Below are 25,439 nucleotides of genomic sequence, written 5' to 3' on the forward strand. Positions count from 1 at the left end.
CCGGTGGTCAGCCCAGGGACGCCCCGACCACCGCCGTCACCGGCAGCGCGACCAGCGGCAGGAACGCCGCGAGCATCGCCGCGGCGATGACATGGTTCGACTCGTGCACCTCGCGGATCGTGCTGCCGGTGAGCATCACCGCGTCGAACACCCACCGCGTCGCCCAGACGACGACGAGCGCGGCGACCGCCGTGAACGCGAAGCCGCTGAGCGCCGCGCCCCAGCTGGTGAAGTCCCCGGCGATGGCGTTGCGGATGATCAGGCCGAGGGCGATGAGCACGCCGGCCGCCTCGAAGCTCGGCGCCAGCCGGCCCTGCGCCACCCCTTTGCGCAGCGAGATCCGGCTGACCGCGTCGAGCAGCAGGTAGCCGCCGACCAGCAGCACCGCCCCCAAGATCGTGAACACCACCACCGACGCGGCCGCGGTGCCCCAGTTCGGGGCGGAGCCGGTCATCGAGCCGTTGACCACGAAGCCGAACGCCAGGTAGAAGGTGGCCTTGACCATCGACAGAGCGATGTCGTCCTCCCGGGCCGCCTCGACCTTGCGGGCGGCGAGCGCCACTGTCCGGTCGATGACCGGGTGGGCGACCAGCAACAGCAGCGCCACCCAGCTGCCGCCGACGGCCAGCCAGCCCAGGTCGCTCCAGTGATGCCGGTCCACGACGCCCAGCAGCGGCACCATGCCGGCGGCCTGCGCGGCGGTGATGCCGAGGCGCTGGATGAGGTAGCCCCAGTTGCCGCGCTCGAAGATCTCGGCGTGGTCGTCGAATGACCGGGTGACGAGGTTGAGAATCTTCCACAACGCGACCAGGAAGCCCAGGAAGACGAGGACCTTGAGTAGACCGATGCCGAAGCTGGCGAGAGTGGCTGCGGTGAACTCCACCGGGGCTCCTTAGACGGGCGGCACGGGTGTGCCGGTGTGGTCAGACGATCGCGTGCGGGACGAAGTAGCTGGCGTTGTCGGTGACGAGGCCGTCGCTCTCACGGATGGCCAACCCGGCGGGCTCCCCGTCGACGATCCAGGCGCCCAGGACCGGGTGTTGCGCGCCGTCGGCACCCAGGTACTGCGGCAGCGGGGCGAACTGTTGGACCACGTGCCCTTCGGCGCCGTACGGGCCGGCGACGTCCGCGACCGTCCGACCGTGATCAACGATACGGACATTAGCCCCTTCGCGACCGAGTAGCGGCTTGATCACGTAGCTGTCGAGCTGATGGTCGTCGTCGGCGAAGTACGCCGGCAGCAACAACCTGCCGCGCTCCGGGTCGTCGCCGAACAGCTCCCACAGCACCGGCAGCAGACCCTTGTTGCTCCACAGCATCTTGTAGACCGGCTCGACGATCGCCAGACCACCTGGCCGTGCCGAGGCGCTCAGGGCCGCCGGGCCGAAGTCGTCGTCGACCATCCACTCCCACGGGTACAGCTTGAACAGCACGTCCACCCGGCGGCGTTGCAGGTCGTAGAAGTCGCCGTCGTCGCCCAGGCCAAGGTCCTCGGCGACGAGCACATCCACCTCGTAGCCGGCCTGGAGCGCGGTGTCGGCCAGGTACGTGGTGTTCATCTGGTCCTCGCCGGAGGACTCCTCGGCGGTGAACACGAAGTGCACCCGCTCGATCGGGCGCCCCAACCGCCGGGCGTGCTCGTCGAGCTGACGGCGCCAGGCGGCGACGAGCCGTTCGTGCAGCGAGTTCCACTGGTCCCGGCCCTGCCTGGTCTGCTCGAACCACCGCCACTGGACGACCGCCGACTCCAGCAGCGACGTCGGGGTGTCGGCGTTGAACTCCAACAGCTTCGGCGCGGCCAGGCCCGGGTCGGCGGTGGCCTGCGGCCCGGGGCCGGCGTACCGCAGGTCGAAGCGGGCGTAGACGCTCGGCGGCTCGGCCTCCCAGGTGCGGGCGATCTCGGCGAACGCCTCCTCCGGGATGCCCATCCGACGCATGATCCGCGGATTCGCCACCATGTGGTCGCCGGCGGCCACGCACATCGCGAACAGGGTCGCGGTGTGCCGTTCCAGCTCGGCGACCTCGTCGCCGGTCAGCTCGTAGTAGGGACCCTCGCGCCAGTACTTGGTGATGGCGCCGTCGGGCAGCGTCGTGTCGAGGAAGACCAGGCCGTCGGCGCGGACCAGGCTCTCCCAGCCCGGGCGGACCGTGCCGTGCGGAATACGACGCACCTCAGCTCCCGGAGCTGCCCGAGCCGGACTTGCCGCCGAAGCCGCCCCGGGTGACCGTGCCGGACTTGACCCGGCCGCTGGCCGCCAGCCCGGCGGCGATCCGTCCGTTGCGGTCGTCGGTGCGGATGAGCTGGCCGCCGGCGACCTTAGACCCGGGCTTGTACTTGTGCTTGCCCTTGTTCTTCCACAGGAAGAAGCCGTTGCCGGAGCCGCCGTCGCCGTCGTCGTCGCACCAGTCGTCGGAGACGACCTGCAGGTTGCCGTCGACGCAGTAGATCGACTCGTCCTCGCCGCCGATCGAGCAGGCCGAGCCGCTGACCATGAAGGCCGCCGCCGCCGCGCCGACCAGCGTCACCCGAACCGGGCCGCGCCGGGTTGTCCGTTGGCTCACTCGTGGCCCCCTGTCAGATGCGTTCGTCAGATCCCCAGCACCCTGCGAAGGTACGGCGGCGCCGCCAGGGAGGCGGCATACATCTCCGGCGAGACATACTCGCATGCTCCGGCGACGTTTCCCCAGCGTCTGGCGAAGGTCGCGCTGTCGGCCGCGGGGCGGGGCCGGTCGCCGGCAACGAGAAAACCGAACGTGCTCAGTTGATATCCCGGGACGACGGCCGTGTGCAGGTCAACGTGGGTGAACACCGCACGGCCGCGCCGTAGCTGGCCGGCGACCTCCGCGGGCTGGACGGTGACCGACCCGCACTGCATCGCCAGCACCCCGCCCGGGTTCAGCGCCGCCCGGGCCACCCGTAGGAAGTCGGCCGCGAACAGCGGCTCGGCCGGGCCGCCCGGGGTCGGGTCGGTGAGGTCCAGCACGATGAGATCGAACCGCTCGGACGTCTCGGCGAGCAGCCGCGCCCCGTCGGCGAAGACCAGCTCGGCGCGGGGGTCGTCGAACGCCCCGCCTGACACCGAGGGCAGGTGCTGCCGGCACACCCGGGTCACCGTGTCGTCGATCTCCACCTGGACGGCCCGGGTCAGGCTGCGCAGCCGCAGCGCCTGCCGCAGCGCCCCGCCGTCGCCGCCGCCGATGATGAGGGCGCTGGTGGGCGCCCCGTGTCGGAGCGCGGCCGGCAGCACCAGCGTCTCGTGGTAGACGAACTCGTCCCGCTCGGTGGTCTGGATGATGCCGTCGATGACGAGCATCCGGCCGTGGAAGACGGTGTCGAGCACCTGAATGTGGCCGAACCGGCTCCGTTCGTCGTGGAGCGTCTCGACGACCTCCACCGACAGCCGCACCCCGGATCGGCCGAGAGGCAGGTCAGCCTCGGTCAGCCACCATGTCGTCGTCATCGCCGGGCCTCCCTGTCGCGTTGCGCGGCGTCAGTGTCCCAGTCAGCGCGCTCACGCTAGGGTCGAGCCGTGCCCGCCCGTACAAGAAAGCCTGTCATTCCCGCTACCGCCTACCCGGTCGAGCGGTTCACCCTGGACAACGGCCTGCGGGTCGTCCTGTCCCCGGACCGCAGCGCGCCCGTGGTGGGCGTGGCTGTCGTCTACGATGTCGGCATCCGCTCCGAGCCGCAGGGCCGGACCGGTTTCGCCCACTTGTTCGAACATCTCATGTTCCAGGGCTCGGCGAACTTGGAGAAACTCGCCCATTTCCGGCATGTGCAAGGCGCCGGCGGCAGTTTCAACGGCTCGACCCATCTGGACTACACCGACTACTTCGAGATCCTGCCCGCCAACGCCGTCGAACGCGCCCTGTTCCTGGAGGCCGACCGGATGCGCGGCCCGGCCCTCACCGAGGAGAACCTGCGCAACCAGGTCGACGTGGTCAAGGAGGAGATCCGGGTCAACGTGCTGAACCAGCCGTACGGCGGTTTCCCCTGGTTGAAGCTGCCACCGGTCATGTTCGACACGTTCCCGAACGCCCACGACGGCTACGGCTCCTTCGACGACCTCGAAGCCGCCACGGTCACCGACGCGGCTGACTTCTTCGACCGGTACTACGCCTGCGGCAACGCGGTCCTCAGCGTCTGCGGCGATCTCGACGTGGCCGAGGCCACCCGGCTCATCGAGCGCCACTTCGGCGACGTGCCGCCCCGCCCCGCTCCGACCAGGCCCGACTTCGCCGAGCCGGACCTGTCCGACGAGCGCCGCGCGTCCTACACCGACCCGTTGGCGCCGTTGCCGGCGGTAGCGGCCGGCTGGCAGGTCCCGGACCCGGTCCGGGACCTCACCGGGTACCTGCCGTTCGTGGTGCTCGCCGAGGTGCTCACCGACGGGGACGCCTCCCGCCTGGTGCGGCGCCTGGTCCACACCGACCGGACCGCGACAGGCATCAGCGGCTACCTCGGTTTCATGGGCGACGCCTTCGACGTCCGGGAGCCCACGGCGATGTTGTTGCAGGCCCACCTGCCACCGGGCGGCAAGGTCGACGGCGTCCTCACGACCGTCGACGAGGAGCTGGACCGGCTGGCCACCGACGGACTGGCCGACGGTGAGCTGGCCCGGGTCCAGGCCAGGCTCGCCGCCCACCTGCTACGGGAGTGTGACTCGGTGCTGCAACGGTCCCTGCGAATGGCGGTCTGGGAGCTGCAACGCGGCGCTCCGGGACTGCTCAACGAGCTGCCGAGGCTGCTCGGCTCGGTGACGGCCGACCAGGTGCGCGGCGCCGCCGCGACGTTGCGTCCGGGTCGTCGGGCCATCGTCGAGGTCGTCGCGGGAGGCGCCCGATGAGCGCCGCGACGCTGCCGGCCCCCGGGCCGGCCCGCGCGTTGGAGCTGCCGGCCCTCGGTCCGGCCCGCCGGTTGAAGCTGCCGCCGTGGGCCGAGCGCACGCTCCCCAATGGCCTCACCGTCATCGCGGTGCGCCGGCCGGCGGTGCCGCTGGTCGAGCTGCGGCTGCGGATGCCCTTCGCCCGGGCCCCGCTGGCCCGGTCGTTGACGTTGGCCCAGGCGCTGTTCAGCGGCACGTCCGGCCGCTCCGCCATGGACATCGCCGCGGACCTGCAGACGGTGGGCGGCGGCCTGGGATCGGACACCGACCCGGACTGGCTCTCGGTCTCCGGCAACTGCCTGGCGTCCGGGCTGCCGACGGTGCTGGACATCCTGGCCGAGATCCTCAGCGACGCGACGTACCCGGCCGACGAGGTCGCGGCCGAGCGCGAGCGCCTGGCCGATCACATCGAGGTGGCGTTGAGTCAGCCGTCGCACCTGGCGCGGGTCGCGCTGCTGCGTCGGCGGTACGGCAGCCACCCGTACGCCGAGCAGACGCCGGGAGTCGACCAGGTGCGCGCGGTGGGCGCCGGTCACCTGCGGAAGCTGCACGCCGACCGGGTCGCTCCGGCCGGCGCAATCTTGACGGTCGTCGGCGATGTGCGTCCGGAGAAGGCGCTGGACCAGGTCGAGGCGGCGCTGGGCGGCTGGGTCAACGAGGCGTCGGTCCGGTCCACGCCGGGGGTCCCGGCGGTGGCCCCGCAGCCGCTGTTGTTGGTGGACCGGCCCGGTGCGGTGCAGTCGTCGATGCGGTTGGCGCTGCCCGCGGTGGGCCGTTCGCACCCGGACTATCCAGCTCTGCAGCTGGCGAATCTGGTCTTCGGCGGCTACTTCTCCTCCCGGTGGGTGGAGAACATCCGCGAGGACAAGGGCTACACGTACGGCCCGAACTCCTACATCGAGCACAACGCCGCCGGCTCGACATTGGTGGTCGCTGCGGAGGTCGCCACCGACGTGACGGCGCCGGCGCTGCTGGAGACCTTCTACGAGCTGGGACGGTTGTCGGCGGTTCCGCCGGCCGGCGCCGAGCTTGAACAGGCCCGCCAGTACGCCCTGGGCTCGCTGCGGATCGGCATCGCCACCCAGGCCGGGCTGGCCAGCCTGGTGAGCGCCTACGCCAGCTTCGGGCTGCGGCTGCCGGATCTGGCCGGGTACGCCGAAGCGGTGGCGGCGGTCACCCCGGACCAGGTCGCCGAGGCGGCGGCCAGGTATCTGTCGCCGTTGCGGGCGCTGCCGGTGCTGTTGGGGGACGCGGCGGCGGTCGCCGGACCGCTGGCGGCCCTCGTGCCGGTGGAGCGGGACCAGCCGTGATCACTGAGCCGGCGCTGAGTCGCGCGGCGATCGACCGGGCCGCGCACCGCCGCCAGGATCCCCAGTGGCTGGCCGCCGCCTGGCAGCGCAGCCAGGTGGTGATCGTCGACACCGGCGCCGGCGGGGCCTCCCTGGTCACCTCACGCGACGAGTTGGTCCTGTTCCCGCCGGATCAGGTCGACGCCGGAGCGGAGCGCTTCTTCCTCGGCGTGGACGCCGACGGCAACCCATACTTCGGCGTCGACGCCGTGTTGCCCAAGCACGGCGCGGACGGGGCTGAGCTGGCCGGCGCCCGGTCGGCGACGCTGCGCGAGGTCGCCGACCGGCTGCCGGCGCGTGACGCTGACCTGATGGCCACGGCTGCGGCGCTGGCGTTCTGGCATGCCCGGCACCGGTTTTCCGCGTCCGTGGGAGAGCCCACCGAGCCGGCCGAGGGCGGCTGGGCACGGCGGGGCGGCGTGGGCGGTCAGGAGTGGCCGCGTACCGACCCGGCCGTCATCGTCCTGGTCCACGACGGGGCCGCCGGCCCGTTGGGGCGCTGCCTGCTCGCGGTGGGCACGAGCTGGCACGAGGCCCCGGTGCAGCGGTTCTCCTGTCTGGCGGGGTTCGTCGAACCGGGGGAGTCGGCCGAGTCCGCGGTGGCCCGTGAGGTGGCCGAGGAGGTCGGCGCGGCGGTGGACGAGATCGCGTACGTGGCCAGTCAGCCGTGGCCGTTCCCGGCTTCGTTGATGTTGGGCTTCACCGCCCGGGCGGATCCTGGGGTCCTGTTGACGTTGGAGCCGGCCGAGATCGCCCGGGCCCGGTGGTTCACCCGGGCGGAGGTGGCGGGTTTGCGCGCCGGCGGCGCGCTGCTCACCGACGACGGCCTGCCGATCGCGGTCACCGACAACGCCTCGATCTCAACCTGGTTGATCGACGCCTGGCTGGCGTCGGGCTGATCCGGGACGCGTTGTGGGGGCGGCCCGACGGGGCCACCCCCACAACGCCTTCTGCTAGGACGGGTCAGGCGCGGTCGAACTCGCCGGCCTTGACTCCGGCGAGGAAACCCTGCCAGGCGTCGGCATTGAACTGGAGCACGTCGCCGGCACGGTTCTTACTGTCACGGACCGCCGCGCCGGAATCGGCGAAGGTCGCCACCTCGACGCAGTTCGTGGCGGCGCTGTAGCTGCTGGTGCGCCAGGCGGCGGTGGGCAGCGCGGCGGTGAAGTCGGGCGTGGTCATGCGTAACTCCTGTGTGGTGATGGGGAGGGTGTTGCTGGTCACGGCGGTGAGACCGTCACCCGCAAGGCGCCGCGTGGGCCGTTACCGGCCCGCGTTGCGCCGGGGGGATCGCCGGCGGGCCGGCGTGGTCGTCGTCCCGACGGGACGACGAGTCGGTGGTTGGTGCGGGTTGTCGGCTGCGGATCGCCGCGGCGGCGTCGGCGAGCCAGTCACGCGTCTCCTCGGGTCCGCGGGCGGCCTCGCGGAGCCAGCTGAAGGCGCGCAGGTACTCCTCCAGGCTGCTGCCGTCGCTGAGCACGTGGTCCCGGGCGAGCGCTTCGACGGCCACCGTTCCGGGGTCGTCCGGATCGGTGAACTGGTAGACCGAGAACGACGTGGCGGGGATGTACCACTCGCCGATGACCGCGTCGGGCGGGAGCACCCGGAGCGTGACATGCGGCATCTCGGTCAGTTGGTGCAGGTGCTGGAGTTGGCTGGCGATGACGTCGGGCGGCGCCACCCGCCCGGTGAAGGCGGTTTCTTCGAGGATGGCCTCGTACCGCGGCGGGTCGTTCTCCGGTCGCAGCAGGTGGGTGCGGGCGGTGCGGGCGGCGACTTCGCTGTCGAGGTCGTCGGTGCGGGAGTCGCCGCTGCCGAGGATCCGACAGCGGGCGTACCCGGGCGTCTGGAGGAGGCCGGGCAGGATCTGCTGGGCGTACTCGCGGATCATCGAGCAGCCGACCTCAAGCTCGGCGTAGGTGCGTTGCTGGGGCGTCATCGCCGGGTAGGCCCGGAGCCACCCGCGGCTGTTGCCGGCGTCGCGGGCGATGGCGACGAGCTGTTCGCGCTGTTCGTCGGTGGCGCCGTAGAGATCGAGCAGGTCCAGGACGTCGCCGAGGTCGGCCCGGCTCCGGCCGTTCTCGATCCGGGACACTTTGGACGAGGACGCCCACCCGATCATCTCCACGACCTGGTCGCCGGTGAGGCCGGAGCTTTCGCGGAGGCGCCGGAGCTCGACGCCGAGGCGCCGTCGCCTGATGACAGGGCTTGCTACTCGGGACACTAAGGTGACCTCCTCTCGACGGTGCGTGGTCGTCGCGACCGGGCTTCTTTTCTGGAAAGAACTCTTTTGAAAGAACCCTTTCGAGACTACGCTGATGGCGTGACCGGCGTCCAGAGAGTGAACGATTTAGAAGTCCGCGAGGTGCGGGACCCCCAGGAGTTACGGGCGATCGCCCACCCGATCAGGCTGCGTCTGCTCGACGAGCTGTTCCTCAGCGGTCCGGCCACCGCCACCGAGCTGTCCGACCGGGTGGGCCAGAGCCCGGCGAACTGCTCCTGGCACCTGCGTCAGCTCGCCCGGTACGGCTATGTGGAGGAAGCCGACGGCGGCGTCGGCCGGCGTCGGCCCTGGCGGGCGGTGTTCCGCGGGCGGGCCTGGGGCGGACCGGACGAGTCCGTCGCGCTCTCCCGGGCGGGTGACGCCGCCACCGAGGTGTTGTTCACCCGGGAGTTCGACCAACTACGGCGGTGGCAGCAGACCCGCCGCGACGAACCGGCCGAGTGGCGCGACGCCGGATTCGTCGACCAGACCATCGGCTGGCTCACCGCCCCGGAGCTGGCCGAGCTGGCCGAGGAGCTCTACCCGTTGCTCATGCGCTACGCGGACCGGGTCGCCGACTCGGCCAGCCGTCCCCCAGGCGCCCGTCCGGTCCGTTTCGTCGCCTGGGGTGTGCCGGTCCCGCCGACCGACTCCTGACCACCACCCACCCCTGTTGACCGGAGTCCCCCTCATGCGTGCCGTGCTACGCCGCCCCGACTTCCGCCTGCTCTTCGCCGGTCTCTTCGCCAGCATCGTCGGCGAATCCATTCTGCTCATCGCGCTGGCCATCTGGGTCAAGGACCTGACCGGGTCGGACGGCCTGGCCGGCGCGGCGATCTTCGCCATCGTCGCCCCCACCATCGCCGCCCCGCTTATCGGCTGGGTGGTGGACCGCTTCCCACGCCGCCCGTTCTTCGCGGCCGTCAACATCGCCGCCGCGGCCACCCTCATCCCGTTGCTGTTCGTCGACCACCGCGACGACCTGCCGCTCATCTACACCGTCGCCGTCCTCTACGGACTGTCGGCGATCGCCGTCAACGCCACCCTCACCGCGCTGCTCCAGGAGATAGTCCCGGCGGCGCTGCTGGCCGACGCCAACGGGGTGCTCCAGACCGTCCGGCAGGGGGTCCGGCTCGGCGGCCCGCTGGCCGGCGCGCTGCTGTTCACCGCGATCGGCGGCTGGGCGCTGGCGCTGGTCGCGTCATCGGGATTTCTACTCGCCGCCGCCGCGGTGACGGCGATGCCGGCGCCGCCGCCGCCCCCGGCGGCACGCGCTGCTCCGATGTGGCAGGAGGCCAAGGTGGGGGTGCGGCATCTTATCGGCGAGCCGGCGCTGCGTCGGGTGGTGCTCGGCGTCGGGTCGGCGATGCTCATCCTCGGGCTGTGCGAGTCGCTGACGTTCGCCTACGTCGACCAGGGCCTCGGACGCGGGCCGGCGTTCGTCGGCGTGCTGCTGTCGGTCCAGGGCATCGGGGGGCTGCTCGGCGGCCTGGCCTCGCCGCAGCTGGTGTCCCGGCTCGGTGAGATCGGCGCCGCCGCCGTCGGCCTGCTGCTGTTCGCCCCGGCGATTTTGGCGATGGCCGCGCCCTCGCTGAGCGTGGGACTGGTCGCGGTGATCGTCTGCGGCGCGGGCATCCCGCTCATGCTGGTGGGGGTCACCACGCTGGTCCAACGCCGCACCCCGGCGCCGATGCTGGGCCGGGTGTCGGCGGCGTGCGACGCGCTGCTCAGCGCCCCGAACGCGTTGTCCATCGGGCTGGGCGCGTTGCTGGTGTCGTTCGTCGACTACCGGCTGCTGTTCGCCACCGTCGCCGTCGTGGTGTTCGCCGCCGGCTGCTACCTGTGGCGGGGCCGCGGCTTCAGCGCGCCGCCCCCGGCGGCGCTACCCGATCTGCCCGATCTGCCGGACCTACCTGAACTGCCGAAGCAACGCCGTCGCCAGGTGGTGGCCAAGACGTTCTGAGCTCACGTCCCGGCCAGCGCCGCCCTGACCTCGATGATCGACGGGTTGGTCAGGACGATCTCGTCGCCGCCGACAACGGGCAGGATGCGTACCGTGGGCACCGTCTGGTTGCCGCCGTTGACGCTCATCACGTACCGCGCGGCCTCCGGGTCCTGCTCGATGTCGATGACCTCGTGCGCGATGCCGGCCCGGTCGAGCTGCGACTTGAGCCGGTGACAGTAGCCGCACCAGGGGGTGGAGTACATCGTCAGCATGAGGTCGTCCTTAGGTCTCGGGGGCTGCCCCAGCGGCAACGTCGCGGGCGGCTGCGATGATTCCAGCTGTGACTGACAACGCAGCCGGGAGCGCCGTGCCCCGGGTGCTCGCCGGCCTCGACCCCCAGCAGCGGGCGGCGGTGACCGCCCCGGCCGGCCCGGTCTGCGTCCTGGCGGGCGCCGGCACCGGAAAGACCAGGGCGATCACGTCGCGGATCGCCTACCGCGTGCTCAGCGGCCAGATCGCGGCACGACACGTCCTCGCCGTCACCTTCACCGCCCGGGCAGCCGCAGAGATGCGCTCCCGCCTCGACGAGTTGGGCGTCGGCGGGGTGCAGGCTCGGACGTTCCACGCGGCGGCGCTGCGCCAGGTGCGCTACTTCGCTCCCCGGCTGCTGTCGGGCCGGGCGGTCCCCGAACTGATCGATAGCAAGATCAAACTGGTCGGTCTGGCTGCCGCGAAGTGCGGGACGCGCGCCGACCGCACCATCGCCCGGGACCTGGCCAGCGAGATCGAGTGGGCGAAGTCTTCGCTGGTGGAGCCCGCCGAGTATCCGGTCGCCGCGGCGCGGCACGCCCGGGAGACCCCCCTGGACGCCGCTCGTGTCGCTGAGGTCTTCGCCGCCTACGAGCGGCTCAAACGCGCCCAGGGCGTCATCGACTTCGAGGACGTGTTGCGCGCCGCGGTCTGGGGGATCGAGGAGCACCCGGACGTCGCCGCCCAGGTGCGCGCCCAGTACCGGCACTTCGTCGTGGACGAGTACCAGGACGTCAACCCGCTCCAGCAACGACTGCTCCAGGCGTGGCTCGGCGGGGGCGATGACCTCACCGTCGTCGGCGACGCCAGCCAGACGATCTACTCGTTCACCGGCGCGACGTCGACGTACCTGACCGACTTTCGGCGTGCCCACCCGGGCGCGACAGTGGTCCGTCTGGTGCGCGACTACCGCTCCACCCCGCAGGTCGTCGGCCTGGCGAACGCCGTCATCGAACAGGCCCGCGGCAGCGAGGCGCGGCTGCGGCTGGCGCTTGAGGGCCAGCGCCCGCCCGGCCCGGACCCGCAGTGGCGCATCTTCCCGGACGAGCCGGCCGAGGCCGTCGCCGTCGCGCGGCGCTGCGCTGAGCTGATCGCCGGCGGCACGACGGCCAGCGAGATCGCGGTGCTGTTCCGGGCCAACGCCCAGTCGCCGGCGTACGAGGAGGCGCTCGCCGACGCCGGAGTTCCGTACGTGGTGCGCGGGGCCGAACGGTTCTTCGACCGTCCTGAGGTCCGCCACGCGATGATCGCGCTCCGGTCGGCCGCCCGGTCGGCGGACCCGGACCGGCCGCTGGTCGACGCGGTGGCCGAGGCGCTGTCGGCGACGGGTTGGCAGCCGGCCGCCCCACCGCCCGGCGGCGCGGCCCGGGAACGGTGGGAGGCGCTGGCGGCATTGGTCACCCTCGCCCAGGAACAGGCCGCCACGCCGCCGGCCGGCGGAATGGTCGCCTTCTGCGAGGAGCTGGCCAGACGGGCGTCCGCTCAGCACGCCCCGACGGTCGAGGGCGTGACCCTGGCCTCGCTGCACGCCGCCAAGGGCCTGGAGTGGGACGCCGTCTTCCTCGTCGGGCTCGCCGACGGCGCCCTGCCGACGGTCTACGCCAAGACCCCGGCGTCTGTGGAGGAGGAACGGCGTCTGCTGTACGTGGGGATCACCCGCGCCCGGCATTGGCTGTGGCTCTCGTACGCGCTCTCCCGCGCCCCCGGCGGCCGGTCCCGCCGGCCCTGCCGGTTCCTGCCGCAGTTCGACGGGGACCGCCCCGCCGCCGGCGCCAGCGGACCGCGCCGGACCGGTAGGGCGGCTGGTCGGGTGGAGCGGGCCCAGGTGCGGGTGGCCACCTGCCGGATCTGCGGGGCCACGCTGCTGGCCGGGGCCGACCGTAAGCTCGGACGCTGCCAGGACTGCCCCTCGGACTTGGACGAGGATCTGCTGGAACGGATCGTCCGGTGGCGCGCGGACACGGCCGCCGCACAGGGCGTGCCGGCGTATGTGGTGTTCACCGACGCGACGGTGACGGCGCTGGCCGAGCGGCGACCGACTGCCGAGTCGGACCTGTTGGCGATCGCGGGCATCGGCCCCCGCAAGGCGCAGATGTACGGCTCCGCGGTGCTCGCGCTCACCTCCGGTGGAGAAGTCGCCCCAGAAGACCGCGGAAATTAGTTTGCCTAGCCCCGGCGTCACGTCCTAACCTTCGGGGGCGCACCTGTGCGCTCGCGGTGTTTTCGCAGGTCACAGGGCGGTGACGAAGCTGTCAGGTACCCGACAGTCGGTTGCCAGACAGCGGCGATAGCCACAGAATCATTCGTAACGCAAAGCAGGCGGCGCGACCGGAGACGGTCCGCCCGGAGACCAGACAGGAGGTGCTTCCCATGGTGATCAACATGACGATCGAGCGTCGCGTTCCGTCCCCGGCGGAGGCGCTGATCGCTGTCTGGCGTCCGGCGCTCGCCGTTCACGTCCGCGAAGCGCGGCCGGCGTACACCACGCTTCCCAGCACTGTCTTCACGACCGCTGCCACGCCGGCTGCCGGTCTGAAGGCGGCTCTGACCCAGGGCCACAAGGTTTCCGGCAACGGATTCGTCGGCGCCATGCGCGCTGACAACGATCTCGTCAGCGGTGTCCCACCTCGAGGAAGGCCGGTCTGAGTCACTTCAGACCTCCGGCTCACCTTGAGGCCGCGGACCCCGTAACCGGGATCCGCGGCCTTTCTCATTTTGCCCCGCTACCCAAGGCGAAACGACCGTGATCAACACACTCGTCAGTCCGTCAAGCAACCCGATCGAAGAAGAGGTGATCAACAGCATGTCGACGTTGGCAATAGTCCCCGAGCGGGCGCCGACCTTGTCCGACCTGCCCTGCCGCAAGTTCGACCCGGACCTGTGGTTCTCCGATGCCCCAGCCGAACTTGAGCTCGCCAAGGCCCTGTGTGGCGACTGCCCGTTGCAGCGCGAGTGCCTCGCCGGCGCCGTGGAGCGGGCTGAGCCGTGGGGCGTCTGGGGTGGCGAGATCTTCGAGCGCGGCGCGGTCATCGCCCGCAAGCGGCCCCGGGGCCGGCCCCGGAAGGCCGACCTGGCCCGGGACGCCGTCCTCACCGTCGAGGTCCAGACCCGGCTCACCGCCCAGGGCCTGCCGACCAGGCAGCCCGTCGCAGCCTGACCCGCGGCGCCTCCAGCAACAGCCCGATTCGTCCGAAGCTATGGAAAGGAACCACCCTGATGAAGCTCTCATCCGCGACTGGCGTCCACTTAATTCACCAAGCGCTCGCGAGGGCCCGAAGGCTCATGCCTCAGTCCGTTGTGGAGACGACAACTGAGGCGCCGCAGTCCGCGTTGACCATCGCCATGCAGGCGCGCCGCCGGGAGGCGGCCCGCCAGCTCGGGCTCTGACAACGACGCCACGGCTGGGCCAGCACGATCCGCGCCCCTGGGGGTGGCCGACCGCCACGCCCAGGGCGCGCCGTGCGCCCGTTGAGCCTCACCGGAGCCGCTCAGGCAGCCGCCTGGCCGCTCGCACCACACGCGCAGCACGCCAACGACAGGTCGTTTCGCTGTACCCCTCAGAGGTGAAAAACCATGTTCATGAAAGGAATGGTCGTCTGCTGGGCCGGCCCGAGCCGGTGGGCCGGCCCCAGCCACTGACCGATCCGGGGCTCGGCCCCGCTGACCCCAACGCCCGTACGCATCGCGTACGGGCGTTCGTACTGGAGCCGCCACAGCGGCCGGCCGCTGTCAGTCCTCGGCGAAGCCGGGCAGCCAGCGCAGCAGCACGTCCCGGAACGGGGCCCGTGCCTCCAACTGGCACAGCACCCCGATCGAGCCGAGCGTCACCCGGTGGATGAGCATGTACGCCGGCGGCAGGTTGAGCTTGCGGCTGAGCAGGTACGCCGGGCTCTTGGGGCTGCCCAGCCGCGCCGCCTCGGCGCGGAGCCAGGCCCGGGTGAAGTGGAACTCGTCGACGGCGAACGGTTCCAGCATCGGCAGCAGGAAATCCAGGAGGGCGTCGGCCGGCACATCGTCGGCGCTGAGGAAGCCCTCGCCGCTGAGGCCGTCGCGGACACCGTCGGCGTCGCCGGCGAGCGCGAGGCGCACCAGCCGGCCGATCGGCGCCGGCAGCCCGTCCGGGAGTCGGGCGACGGCGCCGAAGTCGAGCACGCCGAGGCGCCCGTCGGCCAGAATCCGGTAGTTGCCGGGGTGCGGGTCGGCATGTAGCAGACGGGCCCGCTGCGGGGCCGAGAAGTGCAGGGTGGCGAGTAGCCGACCGGCGTGGTCCCGCTCCGGCGGAGCGCCCGCGGCGATGATCTGTGACAGCGGCGTTCCATCTACCCAGCCGGTGACCAGGACCCGAGGGGCGCTGGCCAACACCGGTGGCACGTAGATCTCGTCGTCGTCGGCGTAGGCGGCGCCGAAGCCACGCTGGGCGGCCGCCTCCAGCTCGTAGTCCAACTCCTCGGTGATCCGGGCCCGGAGTTCCGACACCAACGGCTTGACGTCGATGCCGGGCTGGATGACCCGGAACAGGCTGCTGAGCCGGGCGAGCTGGTTGAGGTCGGAGACCAGCGCGTCCCCGGCGCCGGGGTACTGGACCTTGACGGCGACGTCGGTCCCGTCGTGCCAGACCGCCCGGTGCACCTGTCCGATGCTGGCCGCGGCCGCCGGGGCGTCGGAGAACGCACGGAAGTTCGTGCGCCAGTCGCGGCCCAACTCGGCGATGAGCACCTTGTGCACGCTGGCGGCGGGCAGCGGCGGCGCCGCTTCCTGGAGCTTGGTCAGCGCCTGCCGGTAGGGCCCCGCGAGTTCCTCTGGCAGCGCCGCCTCGAAGACGCTCAGCCCCTGACCGAACTTCATGGCCCCGCCCTTGAGCTGGCCCAGGACGCTGAAAAGCTGCTCCGCGGTGCGTTGCTGCATCTCCGCCGAGACGACCTCGGAGGCCATGCCGGTGACGCGCTTGCCGAGCCCCAGCGCGGCTCGCCCTGCGAAGCCGAGCGGGAGCGCGGCGAGCTTTGCGGAACGGACGACGGCCCGGCGGGGGATCTCGCTCATTGTTTGATTGTGACCGACGTCGGCGGTTGCTGACCGCCCCGGCGTCGGTGATCAGCGATACGTTCGGCGCAGCCGCACCGCGGGTGCGCCGTCCAGCGTCGTCGATGTCCTGGCCCACGTCCGATCTCGATGCTCTCGCCGAAGGCGTGGTTGGCGCGTCGGTCGATGAAGCTGGTCACCGTTTCGACGGCCTGGGCGGCGGCGGCCAGCACCGTGGCGGCGTTCGCTGCCTCGCCGGTGTGCCCGCTTAGCTGGTCCGTGAGCTGCGGCCAGTGCGGGTCACGGTCATACCGGTGGAGTTCCAGGCAGTTGAGGCAGGGACGCCCGGCCGGCGGCAACAGCGGTCCGACGACGATCGTGGCGTCCCGGCCGGTCACTGTCAGGTGCGCTCGGCGGTGGCGGCGGTGGCCGAGCGCGACCAGCTCCGGTGGGCTGTCCAGCCCGAGATGGATGACCAGCGGCGCCTCGCCGGCTCGGACGGGCCGGATGACGGTCTCCGGGGCGACATTCCTGATGAGCTGCTCCATGACGTCCCGCCGGGGCCGACCGACGTGGGCCAGGCGGACCAGGCCGGCGAAGACCTCGTCCGGCTGGATCCTTCCCGGGGCGGGATCGAGGTGGCCGATGCCGGCCTCGGCGAGACCAGCGAGCAACGGACCGGCGATGCGGCCGGCGCCGACCACGGTGATCCTGGCGGCCGCGCGTCGACGCAGGAGGTTCGCCGGATTCGGCTGGCCGTCGGCCAGGGCCAGCGCCGCGGCCTCGGTCGTCAGCCTCCGCCGTGCCGGTTCCGGGACGTGCCCGGGCAGCAGGGCGTTGCCGGACATGAGGAGCCCGGTGCGGGCCATCGCGTCGATGAGGTCGAGCGCGACGGCGGCCGGGATGCCCCACCGGGCGCCCTCACGGCAGATCGCCGCCTCGCTGAGGCGGCCGTCGAGCAGGCTGATGAGGCGCCCGAGCTGGGGGTGGGGCAGATCGACGACTGTCGCGTGGGCGGTGTCGATGCCCAGTTGCAGCTGGCTGGGGCTCCGCCACAGGCGGGGGAGGCCAGGAATGAGGGTGGGCCGGGTGACTGGGCGACGCGTCATGGGTGACAGATTGTCACTGAGAGATCGCGGCGAGGTGGAGTTATCCACAGGGTCCGCCGACTGCGGCGGCGGTTATCCACAGGATCGGGCTGGTTATCCACAGGTAGCTCTGACTACTGTCGGCTACCTGACATAACGACGGGTGAGTTCACGCGGTACGGCCGTTCATGCTTTCAGGCCTGGCCTGGTGAGCGGGGAGGTCGTCGGTCCCGGCGGGGCTGTCGACCCCGCCGGGGATCCGACGCGTGCGGGTCAGGCCTTCGCCTTGGCCTTGCCCAAAATCCGGTTCACGGTGGTGCCACAGGTCGGGCACTTGCCCTTGGCCATCTCCATGCCGGTCTTGGACACCTCGACGTTGCCCTCGAAGGTGCGCTTCTCCTTGCACTTGACGCAGTAACCCTCATAGGTCTGGGCCACGGTGTCCTCCTCGTGTTGTCGCCGCCCGGTCGTCGCGGCGCCGGTGGCGCGGATGCGGCGATGTCGCGCGGCGGCTGGTGCGATCGCGGTGCACGACCGCCGTCCCGCGCCGACCTGTACCCAGCCTGGCGCGATTTCATGTCCACTGCCGGCTGGCAGCTCGGCACGATGAGTGTGCCTGTCCTTATCGTCCACATATGCGAACTTCGTCGGGACACGCCGTGGCGTCGACGGAAAGGTGGGCCAGCATGACCCAAACGGAGAAAAATTCGGACGGCAGGCGCGAGAGCGCCCTTTCCTCCGCGGCTCCGGCGTGTCGAGCCTTGCGGGTTACTGGCCACCACCCGTTAGCTTGCCTGCGTGAGGGTCGTTCGGGGCCACGCGGACCGCCGATGAGCGGGGCCCGCAAGCCGGTGGTCGAAGTCCGGCGCAGTCAGCGCCGGCGTCGAACAGTGTCCGCCTACCGCGACGGCGAGACCGTCGTGGTGCTCATCCCGGACAAGTTCTCCCGCGCGGAGGAGTCCGAGTGGGTCGACCGCATGCTCGCCCGGCTGGCCGCCCGTGAGAAGCGCGCCCGCCGTGACGACGCCGAGCTCGCCGCCCGAGCCCGCAGGCTCACCAGCCAGTACCTGCACGAGCACACCGACACCGCTGTGCCGGTCAGCATCCGCTGGGTACGGAACCAGAACGGCAGGTGGGGCTCCTGCACCCCGGCAGACCGCACCATCCGCATCTCGCACCGGATCCAGGAGATGCCCGACTGGGTCGTTGACTACGTCCTGCTGCACGAGCTGGCGCACCTGGTGGTGCCGAGCCACAACTCCCGGTTCTGGGAACTCGTGGGACGGTACCCGCGCGCCGAACGCGCCCGCGGCTACCTGGAGGGCATCTCGGCGGCGACCGGGTTCGTCGTGGACTGAGCCGGCCCGGGTCTAGGGTTGCGGCCGTGCCCACCCACCTCGTCACAGCGCTGCTGAGCCCGGTCCGCTGGACGCCGCCCGGAGTAGCCCCCGCCGCCTGGCGGCTGGCCATGGCCGAGGACATCGTCGATCTCCTCGCCGGACTCAGCCAGGTCGACTCGGCGATCGTCGGCGCCCCGGCCGACCACGCTCTGGCGGCGGCCGTCGCCTGGCCGCAGACCGCGATCCAGATCCGCACCGCGACGGTCGGCCACGCCCTGCGGGCGGCCGGCGCCGCCGGCTACCAGGCCGTGGCGGTGCTCGCTCCGGACGTCCCGAGCCTGCCCGGGCTGCTGGTCGGCAAGCTGCTGCGGCCGCTCACCAGCCGTCCTGTCGCGGTCATGCCGACCCCCGACGGCGTCGGTCTCGCCGGTCTGGCGTGCGTGCTGCCGCCTCCGCCGTGGCTGCCTGACGCCGACCTCGACCTCGACCTCGACCACACGAGTGTGGCGCGGATACGCGCCAGCGCGCCGAGCCCCGGGGACGTGGTGACAACGCCGGCCTGGCGGCGGCTCCGCGGCCCAGCCGACCTCTCCGCCCTCGACCCGGCGCTGGAAGGCTGGGACGCCACCCGGAAACTGTTGGAGTCGTCACGCCGCTGACCGCCCGCTCCCGGCCCGGGTCACCACGGCCAGCCGTCGGTTCCGGCCCGCGTCGGCTCAGCGGGCGCCGGGCGGGTCGTCCCGATCGTCCCGAGGCCCGCTGGTGGGCTCGTCGGTGTCAGCGGCGGGGGCGGCCCCGTCGCGCGTCCCGGCGGCGAACTGCGCCTCAAGGCCGCTGATGTCGAGGCTGTCGGTGGCGGCGCTGGCGAACCCGACCGGGTCGGCGAAGTCGTCAGCCGAGGGCAGCAGATCCGGGTGACCCCAGATCGCGTCCCGGCCGGCGACACCGCGCTGCTCGGTCAGGGCCGCCCACAGCGCGGCCGCCTCCCGGAGCCGGCGCGGACGAAGGTCCAGCCCGACCAGCGCGGCGAAGGTCTGCTCCGCCGGACCGCCGGTGGCCCGGCGCCGCCGGAACGCCTCATTGAGCCGGTCGACCTGCGTCAGGCGGCCGGTCGCCGCCGTGTCGACCACATGCGATACCCAGCCCTCGACGAGCGCCAGCGCGGTCTCAAGGCGGATCAGGGCCGCCTGCTGCTGCGGCGTCTCCTCCGGAGTGAAGACGCCGGTGAGTTGCAGCGCCTCCATCGCGGACGGGTCGGCCGGGTTGAACCGGCCCATCGCCTCCTCGATCGCCTCGCGGTTCACCCGGATGCCCGCGGCGTAGCTCTCGACAGCCGCGACGACATGCCCACGCAGCCAGGGCACATGCTCGAAGAGCCGCTGGTGCGCCGCCTCCCGCAGGGCGGCAAAGATCCGGACCTCGTCGGCGGGCAACTCCAGGCCCTCGCCGTACGCCGTGATATTCACCGGCAGCAGCGCGGCCTCGCCCGCCGGCCCCAGAGGCAGGCCGATGTCGCTGGCAGACAGCACCTCGGTCGCCAGCGTCCCCAGCGCCTGGCCGAGCTGACCACCGAACATCGCGCCGCCGAGGCCGCTCATCATCGCCTGCACCGGGCCGAGCTGCGCCCGCGCCTCCGGCGGCACCAGGTCGCCCATGGCGCCGACCATCCGCGCGGCCAACGGATCACACAGCCTCTTCCAGACGTCGAGCGTCCGGTAGACCCACTCGTTGCGGTTCCAGGCCACCGCGGCGCGCACCCCGGATGGCAGCACGCTGACCGGTTCCAGCCACAGGTCGGCGAGCCGGATCGCCTCCTCGACGGCGTGCCGGTCCGCCGGAGTCACCGCTGGGTCTCCCTGGGCGTTGAGCGAGCCCGCCGCGACCTGCCGGGCCAGGTCCCAGTTCACCGGACCGCCGCCGGGGCTCACGAGCATCTGCTGGAGGTGGCCGAGGAGTTGGTGCAGCTGCGCCGCGTCGCCAGGATCACCGCCCGGGTTGCCGCCAGGATTGTTTCCGCTGCCGGGAAGGGAGAAGCCGAAGGGAAAGTCGGTCACCGTTCCACCGTACGCCGCCTCCGCACCTGGTCGACCAGCGCTCCGGAACCACCGGATCGAGCGGATAGGCTCGACGACATGAAACGTCGCGGCGTCACCGTTCTGCTGGGCGCGGTACTCGTGGGCATCCTGCTCGCCGGCATCCTGTCGGCGCCGGTGCCGTACGTGATCCTGGGCGCCGGACCCACGGTGGACACCGTCGGCGGCGACGATGGCAAACCCATCATCGCCGTCACCGGCGCCCCGACGTCCGAGTCGGCCGGCCAGCTACGGCTGACGACAGTCGGCGTGCAGGCCCGCACCGACCTCATCGCAGCCATCGGGGCCTGGTTCGACCGGTCGCGGGCGGTCGTCCCCCGGGAAATGATCTATCCGGCCGGTCGAGACGAGAAGGAGGTCGACCAGCAGAACGCCGAGGACTTCAAGGAGTCGCAGACCAGCGCCGAGACGGTCGCGCTGCGGGAGTTGGGCTACCCGGCCCAGACCGTGGTCGCCAACGTCGTCGCGGACAGTCCGGCCGCGTCAGCCCTCCGGAACGACGACGTCATCATCGCCATCGACGGCACGCCGATCGAACACAAGGGCCAGCTGATCGCCGCGGTCCAGGACAAGCCCGCCGGCGCCGCGTTCGCCGTCCGATACCGTCGGGACGGCAAGGAAGCCACCGCCACCATCACCAGCCGCGCCGACGGCAAGGACAAGACACCGCGCATCGGCGTCGAGGTGAGCCAGCGGCAGCCAAAGCCGTTCACGATCACCATCAAGGTCGCCGAGGACATCGGCGGGCCCAGCGCCGGGCTCATGTTCGCCCTCGGCATCATCGACAAGCTCCGGCCCGAGGACCTCACCGGCGGCAAGTCGATCGCCGGGACGGGCACCATCGACGACGGCGGCAACGTCGGCCCGATCGGCGGCATCCCCCAGAAACTCGTCGGGGCCCGCGCCGCCGGCGCCCGCTACTTCCTGGCGCCGGCTGACAACTGCGCCGAGGCCAAGGCCAGCCCCGTCCCTGGTCTGACCGTCGCCCGGGTGGCCACCATCGATGACGCGCTGGCGGCGCTCGCGGCGATCCGGGAAGGCCGTGACGTCGCCGGCTGTTGACCGCCGTCGGGGTGCGGGCGGGCGGCCGCCGACCGACACGCCGTAGGGTGGACGGGTGGTCACGCCAAGAAATCCGCTGCCCCGGGTCAGTCGTCGGGGTCGTGCGACGTTCATCGTCGGTACCGCCGGCTTCCTGATCTTTTCGCTGATCAGCTGGGCGGTGCGGGCGTACACGGACTGGTTGTGGTTCGACGAGGTCCGGTTCACCGGCGTCTTCGGCCAGGTCCTCTCCACCCGGGTCGCGCTGTTCCTGGCCGTCGGGGCCGCGATGGCGCTGGTCGTCGGCGGAAACCTCTACCTGGCGTTCCGGCTGAGGCCCCTGCTGCGGCCGCACTCGGAGGAACAGGCGACCCTCGAGCGGTACCGGATGATCATGACGCCCCGGGTGCGTCAGTGGATCGGCGGGCTGGCCGTGGCGGTCGGCCTGTTCGCCGGTATGTCAGCGCAGGCGCACTGGCCCCAGTGGCTGCTGTTCCGCAACCGTCAGCCCTTCGGCGTCAAGGACCCCGAGTTCGGGGTCGACGTCGGGTTCTACGTCTTCGCCTATCCCTTCTGGCGGTACCTGCTCGGTCTGCTCTTCACCGCGCTCGTGTTGTCCCTGCTGGGCGCCCTGGCGGTGCACTACCTGTACGGGGGCGTCCGGCTCCAGGGCATCGGCGACCGGATGACCTCCGCCGCCCGTACCCACCTGGCGACGCTGGTGGCGCTGTTCGTGTTGGGCAAGGCCGCCGCGTACTTCCTGGACCGCCGCGGTCTCCTGCTCGGCTACAACGAGGGCACCAACCTGTTCGGCGCCGGGTACACCGACATCAACGCGCTGCTGCCGGCCAAGGAGATCCTGGCCTACATCTCGATCGTCGTCGCGATCGCGATCATTGTTTTCTCCTTCGCGGGCGCCCGCAATCTCGTCTGGCCCGGTATGGCGCTGGCCCTGCTCGGCGTCTCGGCGGTGGCGATCGGCGGGGTGTACCCGGCGGCGGTGCAGTTCTTTACCGTCAAACCGAGCGTGCAGAACAAGGAAGCGGAGTTCATCGGCCGCAGCATCGAGGCGACCCGGGCCGCGTACGGGCTCGGCGCCGCCACCTCCACCCGCTACAGCGCCACCAACCAGGTTCCCCGGGCGACGCTCGGCACCGATCGGGCGGTCGTGCCGAACGCCCGCCTGCTCGATCCGGAGCTGGTCTCCGAGACGTACACCGCGTTGCAGCAGGTGCGTAACGTCTACGACTTCGGCCCCAAACTCGACATCGACCGGTACACGATCAACGGCCAGACCCAGGACTACGTCGTCGGCGTCCGCGAGGTGTCCGACGAGCAGCTCACCGGGGCACAGCGGCAGTGGCAGAACCGGCACACCGTCTACACCCACGGGTACGGGCTGGTCGCCGCGCCGGCCAACCGGGTCTGCAACGGGCTGCCGTTCTTCGTCTCCGGCTTCCTCAGCGAGCAGACCACCGCGGCCGACAACCCGTGCGCCGAGAAGACCGACCAGATCAAGGTGGCCCAGCCGCGGGTCTACTACGGCGAGCAGCTACCGCCGTACGCGATCGTGGGTCAGACCGACCCCGACCGCAAGGTCGAGTTCGACCGGCCGTTGAGTTCGCGGGAACAGCAGCCCGGCCAGGACGACCAGGTCAACTACACCTACACCGGCGTCGGCGGCATCGAGGTCGGCTCGCTGAGCCGGCGCCTGCTGTACTCGATCGCGCTCGGCGAGGGTAACTTCCTGCTCTCCAACGCGGTCAACGACAACTCCAAGTTGCTGTACGTGCGTGAGCCGCGTGAGCGGGTGCAGAAGGTGGCGCCGTTCCTCACCCTCGACGGGGACCCGTACCCGGCGGTCATCGACGGCCGGATCCAGTGGATCGTCGACGGTTACACCACCGCGGCGACCTACCCGTACGCCCAGGTCGTCGACCTCGAGGCCGCCACCCGCGACGAGCTGACCGGCCGGGGAAGCACCCTGGCCCTGAAGCGGCAGAACGTCAACTACATCCGCAACTCCGTCAAGGCGACTGTGGACGCCTACGACGGGACCGTCACCCTGTACCAGTTCGACGAGACCGACCCGGTGCTCAAGGCGTGGAACGCGGCCTTCGGCGGCAAACTGATCAAGCCGCGTTCGGAGATCCCACCGGCGCTCATGGCGCATCTGCGGTACCCGGCGGACCTGTTCAAGGTGCAACGGAACCTCATCAGCCGGTTCCACGTCACCGACCCGATCCGGTTCTTCCGCGAGTCGGACATGTGGCAGGTGCCCAACGCGCCGGACAACCCCGACTCCAACCTCAAGCAGCCGCCGTACTACCTGCTGACCCAGCTCCCCGGGCAGAAAGGCGCCCGCTTCCAGCTGACGTCGGCGGTCAGCCCGACGAACCGGCAGAACCTGGCCGCGCTGATCTCCGGCTCCTACGACGAGGCCGGCAAGCCGGTGCTGGAGACGTTCGAGCTGCCGTCGGAGTCGGTGGTCGCCGGCCCGATCCAGATCCACCAACAGATGATCAGCCCGCCGGAGATCAGACGGCAGCTCAGCCAGCTCACCGCCGACAACAAGGCGGTGGTCGAGTACGGCAACCTGCTGGCCCTGCCGATCGACAACGGCCTGCTGTACGTCGAGCCGGTGTATGTCAAAAGCACCAGCAACCGGCAGGCGTACCCGCTGCTACAGAGCGTGCTGCTCAGCTACGGTGACGGCGGTAAGTACGTCACCCTGGCGCCCACCCTGGAGCAGGGAATCCAGAACCTCATCGCGCTCGGCAAGGGGCAGGCCCCACCGCCGTCCGCAGGGCCGGATACCCCCGCGCCGCCGTCAGGGCCGACGACGCCGGCCCCGTCGGCGCCGACCGGCGACGTGGCCACGGCGGTGGCCGAGCTGGACCGGGCGATCGCCGAGGTCAAGGCAGCCCAGGCCTCCGGCGACTTCGTCCGCTACGGCCGCGCCCTGGCTGCCCTGGACGCCGCCATGGCCCGCTACAAAGCCGCCCAAGCCGCCCCCCGCCCCGCCCCGACCACCGGCGGCTGACCAGGCCCTGGTTGACCATGACTTCTGCGGATGAATCGGAGTTGATTCACGCGCGGAGGTCATGGTCAACGGGCCTGAGGGTGGGGGGAGTGGGTGGTTTTGCGGGTTCGGGGTGGGGTGCGCTAGTCTTACCGGGCCGACGCGGGGTGGAGCAGCTCGGTAGCTCGCTGGGCTCATAACCCAGAGGTCGCAGGTTCAAATCCTGTCCCCGCTACTAGCACGAATGGTCGTCCAGCGATTGTCTGGGCGGCCTTTCGTCGTTTCCGGGGGGCTTCACCCGGGAGTCAGATCCCGGTAGTAGTAGTACATCGGCTCGCTGGCGTCCGGCTCGGTGTTGCGGAAGCCGTGCGCCTCGTAGAACCGGCGGGCGTCGGTGTCCTCCCCGTCAACGTTGATCTCCAGGGTTTCGGCGCCGCGGTCGGTGGCCAACGCGCACGTGGCGGTCAGCATGGCGTGGCCGTAGCGGCGTCCGCGCAGGTCCGGGCGTACGTACAGCTCGTCAAGAAGGGCGACGGGGCCCTCGTACCAGACATTGCGGCGGAACGAGACGACCGCCACCCCGATGGCTGGCTCGCCGCCGAGCAGGACCACCAGGTCCTGCCCAGCGAGCAGGGAGCGCAGTCTGCCGGCGAGAACCTCGACGCCCGGGGTCGCGGTGTCGAATTCACGGTTGAACGCGTCCAGCAGACGCGCCGCCGTCAGCGCGTCTGCCGGCGTGGCGCGTCGGACCAGGTGGTCGGGGTGTGGGCTGCTCATGCCGGCAGTCTGCTGGTGTGGGCGGCGGGGGACAACGGTGTTGCCTGGTTGTCGCCCGGTGTCCATCCGACAGCGTGGGGGCGCCCTGGTGATGGCCGCGAGTTGGCGGTGCCATAGGCTGGTCTTACCGACGCGGGGTGGAGCAGCTCGGTAGCTCGCTGGGCTCATAACCCAGAGGTCGCAGGTTCAAATCCTGTCCCCGCTACAGAAGAAGGCACCCGTCCAGAGATCATCTGGGCGGGTGCCTTCGTGTCCGTTGCGAATCGTTTGGTCTGATGTTCCGGCTCCGTCGTACTTGCTCAGCACG

24 protein-coding genes and 2 tRNA genes are annotated in these 25,439 nt (G+C 71.2%); 14 read left to right on the plus strand and 12 right to left on the minus strand.

Features of this window, described 5'->3' with window-relative positions; genetic code table 11:
- Positions 1-7: 7 nt before the first annotated feature.
- The 4 genes from ABD287_RS04720 to speE are packed head-to-tail and all read right to left on the minus strand — an operon-like array spanning position 8 to position 3,461.
- Complete coding sequence (locus ABD287_RS04720) at positions 8-883, minus strand: DUF350 domain-containing protein (protein WP_344168798.1); 876 nt, start codon at positions 881-883, stop codon at positions 8-10.
- A gap of 40 nt (positions 884-923) precedes the next feature.
- Positions 924-2,171: a glutathionylspermidine synthase family protein gene (locus ABD287_RS04725; protein ID WP_344168801.1), complete on the minus strand. Its 1,248-nt coding sequence runs from the start codon at positions 2,169-2,171 to the stop codon at positions 924-926.
- A gap of 1 nt (position 2,172) precedes the next feature.
- Entirely contained in the window at positions 2,173-2,562 is a 390-nt protein-coding gene (locus ABD287_RS04730; RefSeq protein ID WP_344168804.1) for a hypothetical protein, read from the minus strand.
- Positions 2,563-2,588: 26 nt separating this feature from the next.
- On the minus strand, positions 2,589-3,461 hold the full coding sequence (speE, locus tag ABD287_RS04735; protein WP_344168807.1) for a polyamine aminopropyltransferase: 873 nt from the start codon (positions 3,459-3,461) through the stop codon (positions 2,589-2,591).
- 69 nt (positions 3,462-3,530) lie between these two features.
- Here speE and ABD287_RS04740 point away from each other — a divergent pair, with 69 nt between their 5' ends.
- From ABD287_RS04740 to nudC, 3 genes are read left to right on the plus strand one after another with little or no spacing between them, the layout of a single operon-like run.
- Positions 3,531-4,847 (plus strand): M16 family metallopeptidase, encoded by a 1,317-nt coding sequence (locus ABD287_RS04740; protein ID WP_344168810.1) that lies wholly within the window; start codon positions 3,531-3,533, stop codon positions 4,845-4,847.
- Positions 4,844-6,196, plus strand: a complete 1,353-nt coding sequence (locus tag ABD287_RS04745; protein WP_344168812.1) for a M16 family metallopeptidase — start codon at positions 4,844-4,846, stop codon at positions 6,194-6,196. Before ABD287_RS04740 ends, ABD287_RS04745 begins: the two co-directional genes overlap by 4 nt.
- Complete coding sequence (nudC, locus tag ABD287_RS04750) at positions 6,193-7,134, plus strand: NAD(+) diphosphatase (protein WP_344168814.1); 942 nt, start codon at positions 6,193-6,195, stop codon at positions 7,132-7,134. The genes ABD287_RS04745 and nudC overlap by 4 nt, the downstream gene beginning before the upstream one ends.
- A gap of 64 nt (positions 7,135-7,198) precedes the next feature.
- Here the strand turns inward: nudC and ABD287_RS04755 are convergent, their stop codons facing one another.
- Both ABD287_RS04755 and ABD287_RS04760 read right to left on the minus strand, forming a co-directional pair.
- Positions 7,199-7,417 carry a DUF397 domain-containing protein gene (locus ABD287_RS04755; protein ID WP_344168817.1) on the minus strand — a complete coding sequence of 73 codons (219 nt, stop codon included), beginning with the start codon at positions 7,415-7,417 and terminating at the stop codon, positions 7,199-7,201.
- A gap of 55 nt (positions 7,418-7,472) precedes the next feature.
- Entirely contained in the window at positions 7,473-8,459 is a 987-nt protein-coding gene (locus ABD287_RS04760; protein WP_344168820.1) for a helix-turn-helix domain-containing protein, read from the minus strand.
- Between the two features lie 99 nt (positions 8,460-8,558).
- On the opposite strand from ABD287_RS04760, the gene ABD287_RS04765 reads away from it, so the two are divergent.
- Positions 8,559-9,155, plus strand: coding sequence for a winged helix-turn-helix domain-containing protein (locus ABD287_RS04765; protein WP_344168823.1), 597 nt, complete (start codon positions 8,559-8,561; stop codon positions 9,153-9,155).
- A 34-nt stretch (positions 9,156-9,189) separates the two neighbouring features.
- A complete protein-coding gene (locus ABD287_RS04770; protein ID WP_344168826.1) occupies positions 9,190-10,461 on the plus strand; it encodes an MFS transporter in 1,272 nt (423 codons plus the stop codon).
- Positions 10,462-10,463: 2 nt separating this feature from the next.
- Here ABD287_RS04770 and ABD287_RS04775 read toward each other — a convergent pair whose 3' ends face one another.
- Positions 10,464-10,715, minus strand: coding sequence for a mycoredoxin (locus ABD287_RS04775; RefSeq protein ID WP_344168829.1), 252 nt, complete (start codon positions 10,713-10,715; stop codon positions 10,464-10,466).
- Positions 10,716-10,783: 68 nt separating this feature from the next.
- Between ABD287_RS04775 and ABD287_RS04780 the strand changes: the two genes are divergently transcribed.
- From ABD287_RS04780 to ABD287_RS04790, 3 genes are all read left to right on the plus strand, one after another.
- Positions 10,784-12,913, plus strand: coding sequence for an ATP-dependent DNA helicase UvrD2 (locus tag ABD287_RS04780; protein WP_344168832.1), 2,130 nt, complete (start codon positions 10,784-10,786; stop codon positions 12,911-12,913).
- 209 nt (positions 12,914-13,122) lie between these two features.
- Positions 13,123-13,398, plus strand: a complete 276-nt coding sequence (locus tag ABD287_RS04785; RefSeq protein WP_344168835.1) for a hypothetical protein — start codon at positions 13,123-13,125, stop codon at positions 13,396-13,398.
- Positions 13,399-13,555: 157 nt separating this feature from the next.
- Complete coding sequence (locus ABD287_RS04790; RefSeq protein WP_344169320.1) at positions 13,556-13,909, plus strand: WhiB family transcriptional regulator; 354 nt, start codon at positions 13,556-13,558, stop codon at positions 13,907-13,909.
- Positions 13,910-14,481: 572 nt separating this feature from the next.
- On the opposite strand, the gene ABD287_RS04795 is transcribed toward ABD287_RS04790, so the two are convergent.
- From ABD287_RS04795 to ABD287_RS04805, 3 genes are all read right to left on the minus strand, one after another.
- Positions 14,482-15,792, minus strand: coding sequence for an ABC1 kinase family protein (locus tag ABD287_RS04795; RefSeq protein WP_344168838.1), 1,311 nt, complete (start codon positions 15,790-15,792; stop codon positions 14,482-14,484).
- Positions 15,789-16,880 carry a hypothetical protein gene (locus ABD287_RS04800; protein WP_344168841.1) on the minus strand — a complete coding sequence of 364 codons (1,092 nt, stop codon included), beginning with the start codon at positions 16,878-16,880 and terminating at the stop codon, positions 15,789-15,791. The genes ABD287_RS04795 and ABD287_RS04800 overlap by 4 nt, the downstream gene beginning before the upstream one ends.
- Before the next feature lie 252 nt (positions 16,881-17,132).
- Positions 17,133-17,297 carry a DUF5679 domain-containing protein gene (locus ABD287_RS04805; protein WP_344168844.1) on the minus strand — a complete coding sequence of 55 codons (165 nt, stop codon included), beginning with the start codon at positions 17,295-17,297 and terminating at the stop codon, positions 17,133-17,135.
- Between the two features lie 392 nt (positions 17,298-17,689).
- Here ABD287_RS04805 and ABD287_RS04810 point away from each other — a divergent pair, with 392 nt between their 5' ends.
- Both ABD287_RS04810 and ABD287_RS04815 read left to right on the plus strand, forming a co-directional pair.
- Complete coding sequence (locus ABD287_RS04810) at positions 17,690-18,217, plus strand: M48 metallopeptidase family protein (RefSeq protein ID WP_344168847.1); 528 nt, start codon at positions 17,690-17,692, stop codon at positions 18,215-18,217.
- 26 nt (positions 18,218-18,243) lie between these two features.
- Positions 18,244-18,858: a hypothetical protein gene (locus tag ABD287_RS04815; RefSeq protein WP_344168849.1), complete on the plus strand. Its 615-nt coding sequence runs from the start codon at positions 18,244-18,246 to the stop codon at positions 18,856-18,858.
- A gap of 57 nt (positions 18,859-18,915) precedes the next feature.
- On the opposite strand, the gene ABD287_RS04820 is transcribed toward ABD287_RS04815, so the two are convergent.
- On the minus strand, positions 18,916-20,253 hold the full coding sequence (locus ABD287_RS04820) for a zinc-dependent metalloprotease (RefSeq protein WP_344168852.1): 1,338 nt from the start codon (positions 20,251-20,253) through the stop codon (positions 18,916-18,918).
- 78 nt (positions 20,254-20,331) lie between these two features.
- Between ABD287_RS04820 and ABD287_RS04825 the strand changes: the two genes are divergently transcribed.
- From ABD287_RS04825 to ABD287_RS04835, 3 genes are all read left to right on the plus strand, one after another.
- A complete protein-coding gene (locus ABD287_RS04825; protein WP_344168855.1) occupies positions 20,332-21,354 on the plus strand; it encodes a YlbL family protein in 1,023 nt (340 codons plus the stop codon).
- 55 nt (positions 21,355-21,409) lie between these two features.
- A complete protein-coding gene (locus ABD287_RS04830; RefSeq protein ID WP_344168858.1) occupies positions 21,410-24,376 on the plus strand; it encodes a UPF0182 family membrane protein in 2,967 nt (988 codons plus the stop codon).
- A 140-nt stretch (positions 24,377-24,516) separates the two neighbouring features.
- Positions 24,517-24,590, plus strand: a tRNA-Met gene (locus ABD287_RS04835).
- A 59-nt stretch (positions 24,591-24,649) separates the two neighbouring features.
- On the opposite strand, the gene ABD287_RS04840 is transcribed toward ABD287_RS04835, so the two are convergent.
- Positions 24,650-25,132 carry a GNAT family N-acetyltransferase gene (locus tag ABD287_RS04840; RefSeq protein WP_344168861.1) on the minus strand — a complete coding sequence of 161 codons (483 nt, stop codon included), beginning with the start codon at positions 25,130-25,132 and terminating at the stop codon, positions 24,650-24,652.
- A 131-nt stretch (positions 25,133-25,263) separates the two neighbouring features.
- Between ABD287_RS04840 and ABD287_RS04845 the strand changes: the two genes are divergently transcribed.
- Positions 25,264-25,337: transfer RNA gene (locus ABD287_RS04845), tRNA-Met, on the plus strand.
- Positions 25,338-25,439: the final 102 nt, after the last annotated feature.

This window comes from Pilimelia columellifera subsp. columellifera, assembly GCF_039532605.1.
GTDB lineage: Bacteria > Actinomycetota > Actinomycetes > Mycobacteriales > Micromonosporaceae > Pilimelia > Pilimelia columellifera.